This is a genomic window from Pseudomonas sp. App30 (assembly GCF_047947025.1).
In the GTDB taxonomy this organism is placed as follows: Bacteria; Pseudomonadota; Gammaproteobacteria; order Pseudomonadales; family Pseudomonadaceae; genus Aquipseudomonas.
The window spans coordinates 1,983,031-1,998,308 of record NZ_CP133165.1 but is presented as its reverse complement, the minus strand read 5'-3'; the positions used below and the strand labels follow the sequence as shown (position 1 = coordinate 1,998,308).

12 protein-coding genes are annotated in these 15,278 nt (G+C 67.1%); 1 reads left to right on the top strand and 11 read right to left on the bottom strand.

The annotated features are described in order from the left end of the window. Positions 1-20 precede the first annotated feature (20 nt). The 10 genes from RAM80_RS09040 to gcl form a co-directional block, all read right to left on the bottom strand. Complete coding sequence (locus RAM80_RS09040) at positions 21-3,155, bottom strand: multidrug efflux RND transporter permease subunit (protein WP_416425972.1); 3,135 nt, start codon at positions 3,153-3,155, stop codon at positions 21-23. Positions 3,156-3,163: 8 nt separating this feature from the next. Beyond that, positions 3,164-4,309 carry an efflux RND transporter periplasmic adaptor subunit gene (locus RAM80_RS09035; RefSeq protein ID WP_416425970.1) on the bottom strand — a complete coding sequence of 382 codons (1,146 nt, stop codon included), beginning with the start codon at positions 4,307-4,309 and terminating at the stop codon, positions 3,164-3,166. 250 nt (positions 4,310-4,559) lie between these two features. Beyond that, entirely contained in the window at positions 4,560-5,561 is a 1,002-nt protein-coding gene (locus RAM80_RS09030; RefSeq protein ID WP_416425968.1) for a sulfate ABC transporter substrate-binding protein, read from the bottom strand. Positions 5,562-5,652: 91 nt separating this feature from the next. Then, entirely contained in the window at positions 5,653-6,477 is an 825-nt protein-coding gene (locus tag RAM80_RS09025; protein WP_416425966.1) for an ion transporter, read from the bottom strand. Positions 6,478-6,516: 39 nt separating this feature from the next. Next, on the bottom strand, positions 6,517-7,359 hold the full coding sequence (locus RAM80_RS09020) for an urea transporter (RefSeq protein ID WP_416425964.1): 843 nt from the start codon (positions 7,357-7,359) through the stop codon (positions 6,517-6,519). A gap of 123 nt (positions 7,360-7,482) precedes the next feature. Beyond that, positions 7,483-8,898, bottom strand: a complete 1,416-nt coding sequence (gene pyk / locus RAM80_RS09015; RefSeq protein WP_416425962.1) for a pyruvate kinase — start codon at positions 8,896-8,898, stop codon at positions 7,483-7,485. Further along, on the bottom strand, positions 8,895-10,169 hold the full coding sequence (locus RAM80_RS09010; RefSeq protein ID WP_416425960.1) for a glycerate kinase type-2 family protein: 1,275 nt from the start codon (positions 10,167-10,169) through the stop codon (positions 8,895-8,897). The genes pyk and RAM80_RS09010 overlap by 4 nt, the downstream gene beginning before the upstream one ends. A 120-nt stretch (positions 10,170-10,289) precedes the next feature. Continuing rightward, entirely contained in the window at positions 10,290-11,180 is an 891-nt protein-coding gene (locus RAM80_RS09005) for a 2-hydroxy-3-oxopropionate reductase (protein ID WP_416425958.1), read from the bottom strand. A gap of 110 nt (positions 11,181-11,290) precedes the next feature. After that, positions 11,291-12,073 (bottom strand): hydroxypyruvate isomerase, encoded by a 783-nt coding sequence (gene hyi / locus RAM80_RS09000; protein WP_416425956.1) that lies wholly within the window; start codon positions 12,071-12,073, stop codon positions 11,291-11,293. A gap of 18 nt (positions 12,074-12,091) precedes the next feature. After that, positions 12,092-13,867 carry a glyoxylate carboligase gene (gene gcl / locus RAM80_RS08995; RefSeq protein ID WP_416425954.1) on the bottom strand — a complete coding sequence of 592 codons (1,776 nt, stop codon included), beginning with the start codon at positions 13,865-13,867 and terminating at the stop codon, positions 12,092-12,094. Between the two features lie 213 nt (positions 13,868-14,080). Between gcl and RAM80_RS08990 the strand changes: the two genes are divergently transcribed. Then, positions 14,081-14,521, top strand: coding sequence for a GlcG/HbpS family heme-binding protein (locus RAM80_RS08990; protein ID WP_416425953.1), 441 nt, complete (start codon positions 14,081-14,083; stop codon positions 14,519-14,521). Between the two features lie 76 nt (positions 14,522-14,597). On the opposite strand, the gene RAM80_RS08985 is transcribed toward RAM80_RS08990, so the two are convergent. Continuing rightward, on the bottom strand, positions 14,598-15,206 hold the full coding sequence (locus RAM80_RS08985; RefSeq protein WP_416425951.1) for a TetR/AcrR family transcriptional regulator: 609 nt from the start codon (positions 15,204-15,206) through the stop codon (positions 14,598-14,600). Positions 15,207-15,278 lie beyond the last annotated feature (72 nt).

Here is a 15,278-nt window from a genome sequence, read left to right as displayed (position 1 = left end):
CTTCCATGCGCCGCAGATCTTCAGTGCACCGACGGGCCAGCGCAGCCTTCGGCAGCGGCTACGGAAGGGGTAGGGCGCCGGCGCAAGCGCACCACCAGGCCATACAGCAACGGCACGAAGAACACCGTCAGCACCGTCGCCGAGAGCATTCCGCCGAACACGCTGGTGCCAATCGCCCGCTGGCTGGCCGAACCCGGGCCGGTGGCCAGGGCCAGGGGCAGCACGCCGAACATGAACGCCAGCGAGGTCATCACGATGGGCCGCAGGCGCATGCGCGCGGCGTCCAGTATCGACTGGTGCAGGCTGGCGCCCTGGCGGTGCAGGGTCTCGGCCACCTCGATGATGAGGATGGCGTTCTTCGCCGTCAGGCCCATGATGGTGATCATCCCCACCTTGAAGTACAGGTCATCGGGCATGCCGCGCAGGTGTGTGGCAGCCAGCGCGCCCAGCAGCCCCAGGGGGATGGCGAGGATCACCGCCAGCGGCATCGACCAGCTTTCATACAGGGCGGCCAGGCAGAGGAAAATCACCAGCACCGACAGCCCGAACAGCAGCGGCACCTGGTTGCCCGACAGGCGCTCCTGGTACGACTGCCCGGCCCACTCGTAGCCCACCCCCACCGGCAGCTGCGCCACCAGCGCGCCCAGCGCATCCATGGCCTGGCTGGTGCTGTAGCCCGGCGCCGGCTGGGCGCTGATGGCCATGGCCGGGAAGCCGTTGAAGTGGTCGATCTGCAACGCGCCCAGGGTCCAGCGCATGCTGACGAAGGCACTCAGCGGCACCATGTCGCCATTGCTGTTGCGCACCCGCGCCTGCAGCAGGCTGTCGGCGGCCTGGCGGTCACGGCCCTCGGCCTGCACCAGGATGCGCCGCACCTGGTTCTTGTAGATGAAGTCGCCCAGGTACTGCGAACCGTAGAGCGTGGCCAGGGTGTCGTTGATCTCGCTGACCGCCACGCCCATGCTCTGCGCCTTGACCCGGTCGATGCTCACGCGCAGCTGCGGCGCGTCGTCCTGGCCGGAGAATGACACGTCGGCCAGCACCGGGCTCTTGGCCGCCAGGGCCAGCAGCTGGTCCTTGGCCGCCAGCAGCGCGTCGTGGCCCAGGCCACCGCGGTCCTGCAGGCGCAGGTCGATGCCCTCGGTGCGGCCCATGGAGGGCAGCGGCGGGGTGTTCAATGCCTTCACCGTGGCCTTGGGCTGGCTGGCGGTGCCGTGGGCGAAGTGCGTGTTGATGCGCTGCATGATCGCGTCCACCTGCTGGTCGGGCTGCTTGCGCCGCGACCAGTCGATCAGCGTCGGCCACACCATGGCCGCGTTCTGGCCGTCGCCGAAATAGCTGAAGCCCTGCATGGCGAAGCGGCTTTCGATGTTCGGGTCCTGGGCCATGAAGCGCTGCACCTCGTCCACCACCTGGCGCGTGTCCGCCTGGGTGGCGCCGGTGGGCAGCTGGATCACCGTGGCGAAATTGCCTTTGTCTTCCTTGGGCAGGAAGCCGCCCGGCAGGTAGGCGAACAACAGCGCGCACAGGCCCAGCAGGCCGGCGTACAGCAGCATGAAGCGCAGCGGCCGGCGCAGGAAGGCGTCCAGTGCCCGCAGGTAACGGTCGGCGAACGCCTGGCTGGCGCGCGCCACGCGGCCGGGGCTGGTGCCGTGGCTGGCGGGCTTGAGCAGGGTGGCGCACAGCGCCGGGGTCAGGCTCAGGGCCAGGAACGCCGACAGCGCCATGGGCACCGCCAGCGCCACGGTGAACTGCCGGTAGATCTGCCCCACGGCACCAGGGAACAGCGCCATGGGCACGAACACCGCAGTCAGCACCAGGGTGATGGCGATGATGGCGCCGCTGATCTGGCCCATGGCCTGCAGGGTGGCCTCGCGCGGACCCACGCCTTGCTCGGCCATGATCCGCTCGACGTTCTCCACCACCACGATGGCGTCGTCCACCAGGATGCCGATGGCCAGCACCATGCCGAACAGCGTCAGCACGTTCAGCGAGAAACCCAGCACCAGCATGGCCGCGCAGGTGCCGGCCAGGGCGATGGGCACCACCAGGCTGGGGATCAGCGTGGCGCGCCAGTTGCCCAGGAACAGCCACATCACCGCGAACACCAGCACCATGGCCTCCACCAGGGTGTAGCCAACCTTGACGATGGACAGGTGGACGAAGGTCGAGGTGTCGAAGGCGGTGTGGTAGTGCAGGCCCGGCGGGAACTCCGGCGCCAGCTCGGCGAGGGTGGCCTTGATGGCGTCGGCGGTCTGCAGGGCATTGGCGCCGCTGGCCAGCTTCACCGAGATGGCGCCAGCGTAGCGGCCGTTGAGGAACGCCGGGTAGTCGTAGTTCATGCCGCCCAGCTCCACCCGCGCCACGTCGGCCACGCGCAGGGCCGAGCCGTCGGGGTTCACGCGCAGGGCGATGGCGCCGAACGCCTGGGGCGTGTCCAGCTCTTCCTGCACCGCCAGCGGCGCGGTAATCGCCGTGCTGGCCGGCGACGGCGGGGTGCCGATGGCGCCCAGGGTAATGCGCTGGTTCTGCAGGCTGATGGCGTTGACCAGCTCGGTGGTGGTGATGCCGGTGGCGGTCAGGCGCTGCACGTCGGGCCAGATGCGCATGGCGTACTCGGGGCTGTACACCTCGACCCCGCCCACCCCCGGGGTGCGCAGCAGGGCCGGGCGGACCACGCTGGTGGCGTAGTCGCCCAGCTCGATGTCATCGACGTTGGGGTTGTCGGCGGTCAGGGTCACGAACATCAGCTCGTTCTGGCCGCTCTGTTCCACGGTCAGGCCCTGGCGCCGCACGCTCTCGGGCAGGCGCTCTTCCACGCGCTTGAGGCGGTTCTGCACCTCCACCGCCGCCAGCTGGGTGTTGGTGCCGGTCTCGAACGACAGGTTCAGCTCGATGGTGTTTTCCGAGCTGTTGGAGGCGAAGTACAACAGCCCCGGAATGCCGCTCAGCTCACGCTCGATCACCGCCGTGACGGTGCGTTCGGCCACCTCGGGCGAGGCGCCCGGGTAGCTGGCAGTGATGCCCACGCGCGGCGGCGCGACGTTGGGGTACTGCTCCATGGACAGGCGCGTGGCCGCGCCCAGCCCGGCCAGCAGGATGACAATGGCGATGACCCAGGCCATGACGGGCCGGGCGATGAAAAAGGCTGACATGGGATTCCCTATGAGCGGTCGGCTACCGTGCCGGTGTCGGCGGAAGGTTTCACGGCCACGGCCTGGCCGTCACCCAGGGCGCCGCCGTCGAGGATCACCTGCTCGCCGCCGTCCAGCCCGGCGCTGACCCGCCACTGGCGGCCCTGCAGGGTCTGGGCCTGGACGTTGACCTGGCGCGCGTGGCCGTCCTTGAGCACCATCACGTAGGCGCCGTCGCGGGTGCGGGTCAGCGCCTGCTGTGGGATCAGCACGTCGTGGTGGCCGCCGGCGCGTTCGAACTCCACCTGCACGTACAGGCCGGGCAGCAACAGCTGCTCGGGGTTGTCGAACTGCGCACGCAGGGCCACGGTGTCGGTTTTCGGGTCTACCGCGGTGTCGGTGAACAGCAGCTTGCCGGCGCGCTTGTACAGGCTGCCGTCGCTCAGGCGCAGGGTCACGCGGGCGGCACCGGGGCTGTCCTTGAGCGCCTCGCCCAACGCCAGGAAATCGCTGGCCGGCTGCGAGAAGTTGACGTAGATGGGGTCCAGCTGTTCGACGGTGGTCAGCGGCGTGCCTTCGTCCTGGCCGACCATGGCGCCTTCGCTGACCAGCGCGCGGCGGGCGCGCCCGGCGATCGGCGCCTTGACGCTGGCGTAGTCCAGTTGCAGGCGCGCGCTGCGCACCTTGGCTTCGGCGGACAGCACCGCGGCCTTGGCACGTTTCTCGGCGAACAGGTCCTGGCGGCTCTGCTGCACGCTGATGGAATTGTCCACCACCAACTGCTGGGAACGGCGGGCAATGTCGCCGGCAGACTCGGCGGCCACGCGCGCCTGGGCCAGTTCAGCCTCGGCGGCGGCCAGCTGGGCGGCAAACGGCGCCGGGTCGATGCGGAATAGCAGGTCGCCGGCTTTCACCGCCGCGCCCTCGGTGTAGGTGCGCTGTTCGACGATGCCGGCCACGCGGGCGCGGACCTCGGCGGTGCGGAAGGCTTCCAGGCGCCCGGTGAGCACCGTGGTGCGCGGTTCCAGGGCCGGCGTGGCGGTGGCCACGTCCACGGCAATCGGCCCGGCGGCGGCCGCCTGGGTAGGTGAAGCAGGCTTGTCGCAGCCCACCAGCATCCCGCTGGTGGCAATCGACAGGACCAGGGCTTTTAGCGTGGGCGTGAAGCTGGGCATGGTCGTACTCGGGTCGGCTCTCTTCATGAGAGGGGTGGGGCGTGAAGAGCAATGGCTGTGCCAATGTAGAAAGGACGAAACAATTGGCCGATGGATTACCGTGGGTGTCGCTTTTTTGCAATTACCTGGAACGAAGGTGCCAGGGTTGGCACCATGTCGGAGCGTATAACTTGTGGGAGCTGGCTTGCCAGCGAGCTTTTGGGGCCATCAACAGCTCGCTGGCAAGCCAGCTCCCACAACGGGGGTGTTGTTATTGCTGGGTGTAGATCTGGTCAAACACCCCGCCATCAGCGAAGTGGGTTTTCTGCACGGTGCGCCAGTCGCCGAAGGTCTTTTCAACCGACAGGAAGTCGACCTTGGGGAAGCGGTCCTGGTACTTGGCCAGCACCGCCGGGTCACGCGGGCGCAGGTAGTTCTGCGCGGCGATGTCCTGGCCTTCCGGCGACCACAGGTACTTGAGGTAGGCCTCGGCCAGGGCGCGGCTGCCTTTCTTGTCCACCACCTTGTCGACCACGGCCACCGGCGGCTCGGCTTCGGCGGAGACGCTGGGGTAGATGACCTCGAATTTGTCGCGGCCGAACTCGCGGGCAATCATTTCCGCTTCGTTCTCGAAGGTCACCAGCACATCACCAATCTGGTTGGTCATGAAGGTGGTGGTGGCGCCACGGCCACCGGTGTCCAGCACCGGCACCTGCTTGAACAGCTTGCCGACGAAGGCCTTGGCCTTGTCCTCGTCACCGCCGTTCTTCAGCACGTAGCCCCAGGCCGACAGGTAGGTGTAGCGGCCGTTGCCGCTGGTCTTGGGGTTGGGGACGATCACCTGCACGCCGTCCTTGAGCAGGTCGGGCCAGTCTTTCAGGGCCTTGGGGTTGCCCTTGCGGACGATGAACACGGTGGCCGAGGTGAACGGCGCGCTGTGGTTGGGCAGGCGCGTGACCCAGTCGTCGGGCACCAGCTTGCCGTTGTCGGCCAGGGCGTTGATGTCGGTGGCCATGTTCATGGTGATGACGTCGGCGGGCAGGCCGTCGATCACCGAGCGCGCCTGCTTGCTGGAACCGCCGAAGGACATCTGCACGCTGACCGGCTCGTTGTGCTCGGCCTGCCAGTGTTTCTGGAACGCGGCGTTGTAGTCCTTGTAGAAATCACGCATCACGTCGTAGGAAACGTTCAGCAAGGGCGGCTGGGCAGCCTGGACCAGCCCGGCCAGGCCCAGCCCGGCGGCGAGCAGCGAGGCGCTCAAGAGTTTGTGCATGGTGGATGTCCCTGTTGTTGTCGTTGGAATCAATTGGCCAGCCACTATAGCCGGGCGCTGTTGGCGCCCGAAAGACCGAAAAGTTGGGCGCTTATGGAGTTTTTTCAAACAAGGCATTTCCGCAACGGGAGCAGAACGCCGCCTCGCTGTCGTGATCGGCCTTGGCGCACACCGGGCATGGGCGCTCCTGGCGCTCGCCGCGCATGGCGTTGGCCAGCTCGGCGGTGAAGATGCCGGTGGGCACGGCGATGATCGAGTAACCGGTGATCATTACCAGCGCCGAGATCATCTGCCCCAGCGGGGTCTTGGGCACGATGTCGCCGAAGCCCACGGTGGTGAGGGTGACGATGGCCCAGTAGATGCCCATGGGAATGCTGGTGAAGCCGTGCTCGGGGCCTTCGATCACGTACATCAGGGTGCCGAACACCGTCACCAGGGTGGCCACGCTGAGCAGGAACACAATGATCTTCTGGCGGCTGCCGCGCAGGGCCGACATCAGGTAGTTGGCCTGGCTCAGGTAGGGGCGCAGCTTGAGCACGCGGAAGATGCGCAGCATGCGGATCACCCGCACGATCATCAGGTACTGGGCGTCGCTGTAGTAAATGGCGAGGATGCCCGGCACGATCGCCAGCAGGTCCACCAGCCCATAGAAGCTGAAGGCGTAGCGCAGCGGCCGCGGCGTGCAGTACAGGCGCAGCAGGTATTCCACGGTGAAGATGCCGGTCAGGCCCCACTCGATGTTGGCGAACAGCGTGGCGTACTCGCGGTGCACGCTCTCGATGCTGTCGACCATCACCAGCACCAGGCTGGCGAGGATGATCAGCAGCAGGGTGGTGTCGAAGCGCCGGCCGGCCACCGTGTCGCTGTGGAAGATGATGGTGTAGAGCTTCTGGCGCAGGGTGCGTTGGCTTTCCATAGGGTCCGGGTTCCTGAACATGGACCAAGCCTAGGGCGTTTACCGGCGACTGTGCAAGGTGCCCTCCACCAGGCTGGCGCGGGCACCGGCGCGCACCAGCCAACAGGCGAGAATGAACGGCGCGGTGAGGCCGGGCAGCGGCAGGCTGGCGAACCCCGGTTGCAACAGCAGCGCCAGGCCGATGGCCAGCACTGCGCGCAGCGGCTGGGCGCTAAAGGCCAGCGCCGCCAGCGCCGGGTTGAAACCGTACAGGCCGGGCAGCGCTGGCTCGCCCTGCAGCCAGGCGAAGGCCAGGCCGGCGGCAGAGCCCAGCAGCGCCCAGCGCGCGGCGCGGCGATCGGCCAGGTACAGGCCCAGGGCAATCAGCGCGCCAGCCAGGGGGCTGGGCAGCACGAAGATCTGCCCCAGGCCTGTGAGCACGTCACTCAGGTTGAAAGTTTGCAGGCTGCCAGGGGCGGGGCTGATGCCCAGCGCCAGGGCCCAGCCGGCCAGCACGAACGGCGCGGTGTAGGCGGGCAGGCAGCTGGGGCGCGCGCAAACGCGCAGCCAGCGCGCCAGCAGCAGGCTGCTCAGGCCACTGGCGGCGATGATCAACAGGGGCAGGGTCAGGCCCAGCGGCAGCCACTGGCTGAACAGCAGGCCGATCAGCACGCCGTTGTAGCTGTACAGGCCGGCCTGGCGGTGTTCGCGCAGGTAGCCACGGCGTTGCGCGGTGAGCAGGCCGCTGGCCGCGCCCAGCAGCGCGCCGCCCAACAGCTGCGGGGCGCCCACCAGTATCGCCAGCAGGCAGCACAGGCCGCACAGCGGGTTGCGTTGCAGCAGCACCTGGCTGAAGCCGTTGAGCAGGGCGGTGGCCCAGTCGGGGCAGAAATGTCGGGGCATGGCAGCACGATCGGGGAATTGATAAACACCCTGTAGGAGCCGACCTTGGTCGCGATCAGGCGCCGCGGTGGGTCAGCGAGGGCCTCATCGCGAGCAAGCTCGGCTCCTACGGGCCAGGTGTTGTCACACCAGCGTTTCGATACGCAGCGAATTGGTGCTGCCCGGCTTGCCGAACGGCACGCCGGCGGTGATCACCAGGGTGTCGCCACGGCTGGCCAGCCCTTGCGCCTGGGCGATTTCCAGCGCCGTGGAGCAGACTTCCTCCACCTGCCGCAAGCGGTCATTGACCACCGAACGCACGCCCCAGGCCACGCTCAACTGCCGGGCCGTGGCCAGGTTGGGCGTGAGGTTGAGGATCGGCACCCGCGGCCGTTCGCGGGCGGCGCGCAGGGTCGAGGCACCGGATTCGCTGTAGTTGACCAGCACTGCCACCGGCAGGATGCCGCTGATACGGCGGATGGCGCAGCTGATGGCGTCCGACACGGTGGCCTCGGCCTGGGGCCGGCTGACGTCCAGTTGTGCCTGGTAGTCGGGGCCGCTTTCCACCTGGCGGATGATTTTGCTCATCATCTGCACGGCTTCCAGCGGGTAGTCGCCGGAAGCCGTCTCGGCCGACAGCATCACCGCGTCAGCACCCTCGGCCACGGCGTTGGCCACGTCGGTGACCTCGGCGCGGGTGGGCGCGGGGGCGAAGCGCATGGATTCGAGCATTTGCGTGGCCACCACCACCGGCCGGCCCAGGGCGCGGCACACGGCAATGATGCGCTTCTGGATCTGCGGCACGGTCTCGGCCGGCACTTCCACGCCCAAATCGCCACGGGCCACCATGATCGCGTCGCTGAGCCGCGCGATCTCTTCCAGGTGCACCAGCGCCGAGGGCTTCTCGACCTTGGCCATCAGCCGCGCGCGGCCGCCGATCAGCTCGCGGGCCTCGAGGATGTCCTCGGGGCGCTGCACGAATGACAGCGCCACCCAGTCCACCCCCAGCTCCAGGCCGAAGCTCAGGTCGCGGCGGTCCTTGGCGGTCAGCGGGCTGAGCTCCAGCACCGCCTGGGGCACGTTGACGCCCTTGCGGTCCGACAGCTCGCCGCCGGCGATGACCTGGGTGTCGATGGCGTCGGCATGCCTGGCGGTCACCTGCAGGCGCAGCTTGCCGTCGTCCAGCAGCAGGTCCATGCCCGGCTCCAGGGCGGCGATGATCTCGGGGTGCGGCAGGTTCACCCGGCGTGCATCGCCGGGGCTGGTGTCGAGGTCCAGGCGGAACGCCTGGCCGCGGTGCAGCAGCACCTTGCCGTCGGCGAAACGGCCGACGCGCAGCTTCGGCCCCTGCAGGTCCATGAGCACGCCCAGCGGCGTGTTCAACTGCGCTTCCACGTCGCGAATCCATTCCAGGCGCTGGGCGTGGTCGCCGTGCTCGCCGTGGCTGAAGTTGAGGCGGAACAGGTTGACCCCGGCCAGCGCCAGTTGGCGGATGTCTTCCTGGCTGCGGGTGGCAGGGCCCAGGGTGGCGAGGATCTTGGTGTTCTTGTAGGCGGTCATGGCGCGGTGGCCTCCAGAATCAGGATGGCGCGGAAGTCGTTGACGTTAGTGCGCGTGGGTTCGGTGACCACCAGGTCGCCCAGCGCCTGGAAGTAGCCATAGCCGTTGTTGTTGTCCAGCTCGGCGCTGGCGCTCAGGCCCAGCTGCGCGGCGCGGCGGTAGCTGCAGGGGGTCATGACCGCCCCGGCGTTGTCCTCGGAGCCGTCGATGCCGTCGGTGTCGCCGGCCAGGGCGTAGATGCCGGGCTGGCCCTTGAGGCTCTCGGTGAGGCTGAGGAGGAATTCGGCGTTGCGCCCGCCGCGGCCGTTGCCGCGCACGGTGACCGTGGTCTCGCCACCGGAGAGAATCACGCACGGCGCCGCCAGCGGCTGGCCGTGAATGGCGATCTGCCGGGCGATGCCGGCGTGCACCTTGGCCACTTCGCGCGACTCGCCTTCCAGGTCGCCGAGTATCAGCGGGCTGAAGCCGGCGGCGCGCGCCTTGACGGCGGCGGCCTGCAACGACTGCTGTGGCGTGGCGATCAGTTGGAAGTGGCTGCGCGCCAGGCACGGGTCGTCGGCCTTGACGGTCTCCGATTCAGGGTTGTGCAGCCAGTCGCGCACGGCCGCTGGCACCTCGATCTGGTAGCGCGCCAGGATCGCCAGCGCCTGGGCCGAGGTGCTGGGGTCGGCCACGGTGGGGCCGGAGGCGATGACCGTGGCCAGGTCGCCGGGTACGTCGGAAATCGCGTAGGTGTGCACGGTGGCCGGCCAGCAGGCCTTGGCCAGGCGGCCGCCCTTGATGGCGGAGAGGTGTTTGCGCACGCAGTTCATCTCGCCAATGGTGGCGCCGGATTTCAGCAGCGCCTTGTTGATGGCCTGCTTGTCGGCCAGGGTGATGCCGGCGGCGGGCAGGGCCAGCAGCGCCGAGCCGCCGCCCGAAAGCAGGAAGATCACCCGGTCGCTTTCAGTGAGGTTGCTGACCAGTTGCAGCACGCGCTGGGCCACGGCCAGGCCGGCGGCGTCGGGCACCGGGTGGGCGGCTTCCACCACCTCGATTTTCCGGCAGCTGGCGCCGTGGCCGTAGCGGGTGACTACCAGCCCGCTGACCTCGCCCTGCCAGCAGCGCTCGACCACTTCGGCCATGGCGGCTGCGGCCTTGCCGGCGCCGATGACGATCACCCGGCCGCTGCGGTCGGCGGGCAGGAAGGGTTCCAGCACCTGGCTTGGGTGGGCCGCGGCGATGGCCGTGGCGAACAGCTCGCGCAGGAAGGATTGCGGATCGACTGACATGGCAGGCTCCCGGAAGAATTCTTGTTTTTGGAGTGAGGTGTGGGAGCTGGCTTGCCAGCGAGCTTTTTGCGCCCCCGAAAAGCTCGCTGGCAAGCCAGCTCCCACAGGTCCTGCGATGTATCAGTTGTCGCGGATGCTGAAGTTGGCCATGTGTTCCAGGCCCTTGATCAGCGCCGAGTGGTCCCAGTTGCTGCCGCCCAGGGCGGCGCAGGTGCTGAACAGCTGTTGCGCGTTGGCGGTGTTGGGCAGGTTCACGCCCAGCTCGCGGGCGCCTTGCAGGGCCAGGTTGAGGTCTTTCTGGTGCAGGCTGATGCGGAAGCCGGGGTCGAAGGTGCCCTTGATCATGCGCTCGCCGTGCACTTCGAGGATCTTCGACGAGGCGAAGCCGCCCATCAGCGCCTCACGCACCTTGGCCGGGTCGGCGCCGTTCTTCGCCGCGAACAGCAGCGCTTCGGCCACGGCCTGGATGTTCAGGGCGACGATGATCTGGTTGGCCACCTTGGCGGTCTGGCCGTCGCCGTTGCCGCCGACGCGGGTGATGTTCTTGCCCATGCTCTGGAACAGCGGCAGGGCGCGGTCAAAGGCGTCCTGGTCGCCGCCGACCATGATGCTCAGGGTGGCGGCCTTGGCGCCCACTTCACCACCGGACACTGGTGCGTCCAGGTACTGCGCGCCACGGGCGTTGACCTTGGCGGCGAAGGCCTTGGTGGCGGTGGGCGAGATGGAGCTCATGTCGATGACGATCTTGTTGCGGCTCAGGCCCTCGGCGATGCCCTGCTCGCGGAACAGCACGTCCTCGACCTGCGGGGTGTCGGGCACCATGACGATGATGAATTCCGCTTCCTGGGCCACGTCGCGCGGGTTGGCCAGGGCCACGGCGCCGGCGGCGACAAGGTGGGTGGGCGCGGCGTCGTGGTGGGTGGAGAGGAACAGTTGGTGACCTGCTTGCTGCAGGTTCTGCGCCATGGGCAGGCCCATGATGCCGGTGCCGATGAATCCGATTTTTGCCATGGTATGAAGCCTCTTAATTATTTTTGTGAATGCGGCACTGTGGGAGCTGGCTTGCCAGCGAGCTTCTGGGGCCTCTGAAAAGCTCGCTGGCAAGCCAGCTCCCACAGGTGTCAGACGGCGTTATGCGTTTTGAGCCAATGCAGGCCAGCCTCGGTGGTGGTCAGCGGCTTGTACTCGCAGCCCACCCAGCCCTGGTAGCCGATCTTGTCCAGGTGCTCGAACAGGAAGCGGTAGTTGATCTCGCCGGTGCCCGGTTCGTGGCGGCCGGGGTTGTCGGCCAGTTGCACGTGGTTGATGCGCGGCAGGTGCGCTTGCAGCGTGCGCGCCAGGTCACCTTCCATGATTTGCATGTGGTAGATGTCGTACTGCAGGAACAGGTTGGCGCTGCCCACCTCGGCCTGGATCGCCAGCGCCTGGTCGGTGGTGGTCAGGTAGAAGCCAGGAATGTCGAGGGTGTTGATCATCTCCATCACCAGGCGAATGCCCGCGGCCTGCAGCTTGTCGGCGGCGTACTGCAGGTTGGCGACGAAGGTGGCCTTCACCGTGGCGCAGTCCACGCCCTGGGGGCGGATGCCGGCCAGGCAGTTGATCTGGGTGTTGCCCAGCACCTGGGCGTAGGCGATGGCCAGGTCCACGCCGGCACGGAATTCCTCGACGCGGTCAGGGTGGCAGGCAATGCCACGCTCGCCCTTGGCCCAGTCACCGGCCGGCAGGTTGAACAGCACCTGGGTCAGGCCGTGGGCCTGCAGTTGCGCCTTGATCTCGGCGGAGTTGAAGTCGTACGGGAACAGGTATTCCACGCCACTGAAACCGGCATCGGCGGCGGCCTTGAAGCGGGCGAGGAAGTCCTGTTCGGTGAACAGCATCGACAGGTTGGCGGCGAAACGCGGCATGAAAGCCTCCTAGAAAAATCAGTCGAGCAGCGAGATGGCGGTAGGGGCGTCGTTGCCGACCAGCGCCAGGTCTTCGAATTCGTTGACGGCGTTGATCTCGGTGCCCATGGAAATGTTGGTCACCCGTTCCAGGATGATTTCCACCACCACCGGCACCTTGAACTCCTCGATCAGCGCCTGGGCCTTGCGCAGCGCCGGCTGGATCTGTGCCGGTTCGAACACGCGCAGGGCCTTGCAGCCCAGGCCTTCGGCGACGGCCACGTGGTCGACGCCGTAGCCGTTGATTTCCGGGGCGTTGATGTTCTCGAACGCCAGCTGCACGCAGTAGTCCATGTCGAAGCCGCGCTGGGCCTGGCGGATCAGCCCCAGGTAGGAGTTGTTCACCACCACGTGGATGTACGGCAGGTGGAACTGCGCGCCCACGGCCAGCTCTTCGATCATGAACTGGAAGTCGTAGTCACCCGACAGCGCCACCACCTTGCGGCTCGGGTCGGCCTTGACCACGCCCAGGGCTGCGGGAATGGTCCAGCCCAGCGGGCCTGCCTGGCCGCAGTTGATCCAGTGGCGTGGCTTGTACACGTGGAGGAACTGCGCGCCGGCGATCTGCGACAGGCCGATGGTGCTGACGTAGCAGGTGTCCTTGCCGAACACCTGGTTCATTTCCTCGTACACGCGCTGGGGCTTGACCGGCACGTTGTCGAAGTGGGTCTTGCGCTGCAGGCTGGCCTTGCGCTGCTGGCAGTCGGCGAGCCAGGCGCTGCGGTCCTTCAACTTGCCAGCGGCTTTCCACTCGCGGGCCACTTCCAGGAAGCGGTCCAGGGCTGCGCCTGCGTCAGAGACGATGCCCAGGTCAGGGGTGAACACGCGGCCGATCTGCGTGGGTTCGATGTCCACGTGAATGAAGCGGCGGCCTTCGGTGTACACGTCCACCGAGCCGGTGTGGCGGTTGGCCCAGCGGTTGCCGATGCCCAGCACCACGTCGGACTTGAGCAGGGTGGCGTTGCCGTAGCGGTGCGAGGTCTGCAGGCCGACCATGCCGACCATCTGCGGGTGGTCGTCAGGGATGGTGCCCCAGCCCATCAGGGTGGGGATGACCGGGATGCCGGTCAGCTCGGCGAACTCCACCAGCTTGGCGCTGGCGTCGGCGTTGATCACGCCGCCACCGCTTACCAGCAGCGGGCGTTCGGCCTGGTCGAGCATGGCCAGGGCCTTCTCCACCTGGGTGCGGCTGGCGGTGGGGCGGGTCACGGGCAGCGGCTCGTAGGCGTCGATGTCGAACTCGATCTCGGCCATCTGCACGTCGAACGGCAGGTCGATCAGCACCGGGCCAGGGCGGCCGGAGCGCATTTCATAGAAGGCTTTCTGGAAGGCGTAGGGCACCTGGCCCGGTTCCAGCACGGTGGTGGCCCACTTGGTCACCGGCTTCACGATGCTGGTGATGTCCACGGCCTGGAAGTCTTCCTTGTGCAGGCGGGCGCGGGGCGCCTGGCCGGTGATGCACAGGATGGGAATGGAGTCGGCGGAGGCGCTGTACAGGCCGGTGACCATGTCGGTGCCCGCCGGGCCCGAAGTGCCGATGCACACGCCGATGTTGCCGGCCTTGGTGCGGGTGTAGCCCTCGGCCATGTGCGAGGCGCCTTCGACGTGGCGGGCCAGCACGTGGTCGATGCCGCCGACCTTCTTGAGGGCCGAGTACAGCGGGTTGATGGCGGCACCGGGAATGCCGAAGGCGGTTTCCACACCTTCGCGGCGCATCACCAGAACGGCTGCATCGATTGCTCTCATTTTGCTCATGGTTTTGTGCCTCTTTGTGTTTTGTAATTGTATACAAGTGGCTTGTTGGCCGAGTTTATTCACGGCACCGGCTTCAGGTCAAACCCTTTTCGCTTTTGCCGAGGGATGGCGTTTGCAGGCCATTGGTCGGGAATATTTGCGATATTGTATACAATAAATTTTGTATTTGTGCTCTATTTGTCGTGTCGATTTTTCATTCAAGAGGATCTGCCGATGACTGCCATTACCTTGGCTGCTGCCAATCGTCTCGCCGAACACGCCCTGGCCACGGGGCGCGACATCAAGGCCGCGCCGCTTACCGTGGCGGTGCTGGACAGCGGCGGGCACCTGGTGAGCCTGCAACGCCAGGACGGCGCCAGCCTGCTGCGGCCCCACGTGGCCATTGGCAAGGCGTGGGGCGCCATCGCCCTGGGCAAGGGCTCGCGCCTGCTGGCGACGGACGCGCAGGCACGCCCGGCGTTTTTCGCGGCGTTGAACGGGCTGGGGCAGGGCGGTGTGGTGCCGGCGCCGGGTGGGGTGCTGATTCGTGACCAGCAGGGCGTGGTGATAGGCGCGGTGGGAATCAGCGGGGATGTGTCCGATGTGGACGAGCGCTGTGCGATCAGCGCGATCGAAGCGCTGGGCTGGAGCGCTGATGCGGGTGTGAGCGCATAAATTTGTGGGAGCTGGCTTGCCAGCGAGTTTTCCGGGGCGCCAAAAGCTCGCTGGCAAGCCAGCTCCCACAGGGCCTTTATGCGTCGGGCGTGCAGCCCTTCAGCACCATCCGGATGATCGTTTGCGCCGCCGCCTCGTAATCGCTCTCGTCCAACCGCGCCTTGCCGGTGACCACGGCGATCTGCCAGTCGAAATCGGCGTAGGTCTGGGTCGCCGCCCAGATGCTGAACATCAGGTGGTGCGCATCGACGTGGGCGATCTGCCCGCGGTCGATCCAGGTCTGGATGCAGTCGATGTTGTGCTTGGCCTGCACGTTCAGCTGTTCCACCTGGTCGGGGCTCAGGTGCGGGGCGCCGTGCATGATCTCGCTGGCGAACACCTTGGACGCCGCCGGCAGGTCGCGGGAGATGCGGATCTTGGAACGGATGTAGCCGCCGAGCACCTCGAACGGGTCGCCTTCGGGGTTGAACGGCGTCGAAGCCGCCAGGATCGGCTCGATAATGCTTTCCAGCACCTCGCGGTACAGGTTTTCCTTGGACTTGAAGTAGTAATAGACGTTGGGCTTGGGCAGCCCGGCCTTGGCCGCGATGTCGCTGGTCTTGGTGGCGGCGAAGCCCTTGTCGGCAAATTCTTCGCTGGCCGCGCGCAGGATCAGTTCTTTGTTGCGCTCGCGAATGGTGGTCATAAAGCCGATGATTCCTTGCCTGCTGGGCGGTGCGGCATGGTAGCACCGTGCTCGCGCGGGGCTCAACTTGGG

Bases quoted from the DNA above. Each gene is read 5' to 3' on its own strand.
- RAM80_RS09040 (WP_416425972.1), bottom strand. From the start codon at position 3,155: ATGTCAGCCTTTTTCATCGCCCGGCCCGTCATGGCCTGGGTCATCGCC.
- RAM80_RS09035 (WP_416425970.1), bottom strand. From the start codon at position 4,309: ATGCCCAGCTTCACGCCCACGCTAAAAGCCCTGGTCCTGTCGATTGCC.
- RAM80_RS09030 (WP_416425968.1), bottom strand. From the start codon at position 5,561: ATGCACAAACTCTTGAGCGCCTCGCTGCTCGCCGCCGGGCTGGGCCTG.
- RAM80_RS09025 (WP_416425966.1), bottom strand. From the start codon at position 6,477: ATGGAAAGCCAACGCACCCTGCGCCAGAAGCTCTACACCATCATCTTC.
- RAM80_RS09020 (WP_416425964.1), bottom strand. From the start codon at position 7,359: ATGCCCCGACATTTCTGCCCCGACTGGGCCACCGCCCTGCTCAACGGC.
- pyk (WP_416425962.1), bottom strand. From the start codon at position 8,898: ATGACCGCCTACAAGAACACCAAGATCCTCGCCACCCTGGGCCCTGCC.
- RAM80_RS09010 (WP_416425960.1), bottom strand. From the start codon at position 10,169: ATGTCAGTCGATCCGCAATCCTTCCTGCGCGAGCTGTTCGCCACGGCC.
- RAM80_RS09005 (WP_416425958.1), bottom strand. From the start codon at position 11,180: ATGGCAAAAATCGGATTCATCGGCACCGGCATCATGGGCCTGCCCATG.
- hyi (WP_416425956.1), bottom strand. From the start codon at position 12,073: ATGCCGCGTTTCGCCGCCAACCTGTCGATGCTGTTCACCGAACAGGAC.
- gcl (WP_416425954.1), bottom strand. From the start codon at position 13,867: ATGAGCAAAATGAGAGCAATCGATGCAGCCGTTCTGGTGATGCGCCGC.
- RAM80_RS08990 (WP_416425953.1), top strand. From the start codon at position 14,081: ATGACTGCCATTACCTTGGCTGCTGCCAATCGTCTCGCCGAACACGCC.
- RAM80_RS08985 (WP_416425951.1), bottom strand. From the start codon at position 15,206: ATGACCACCATTCGCGAGCGCAACAAAGAACTGATCCTGCGCGCGGCC.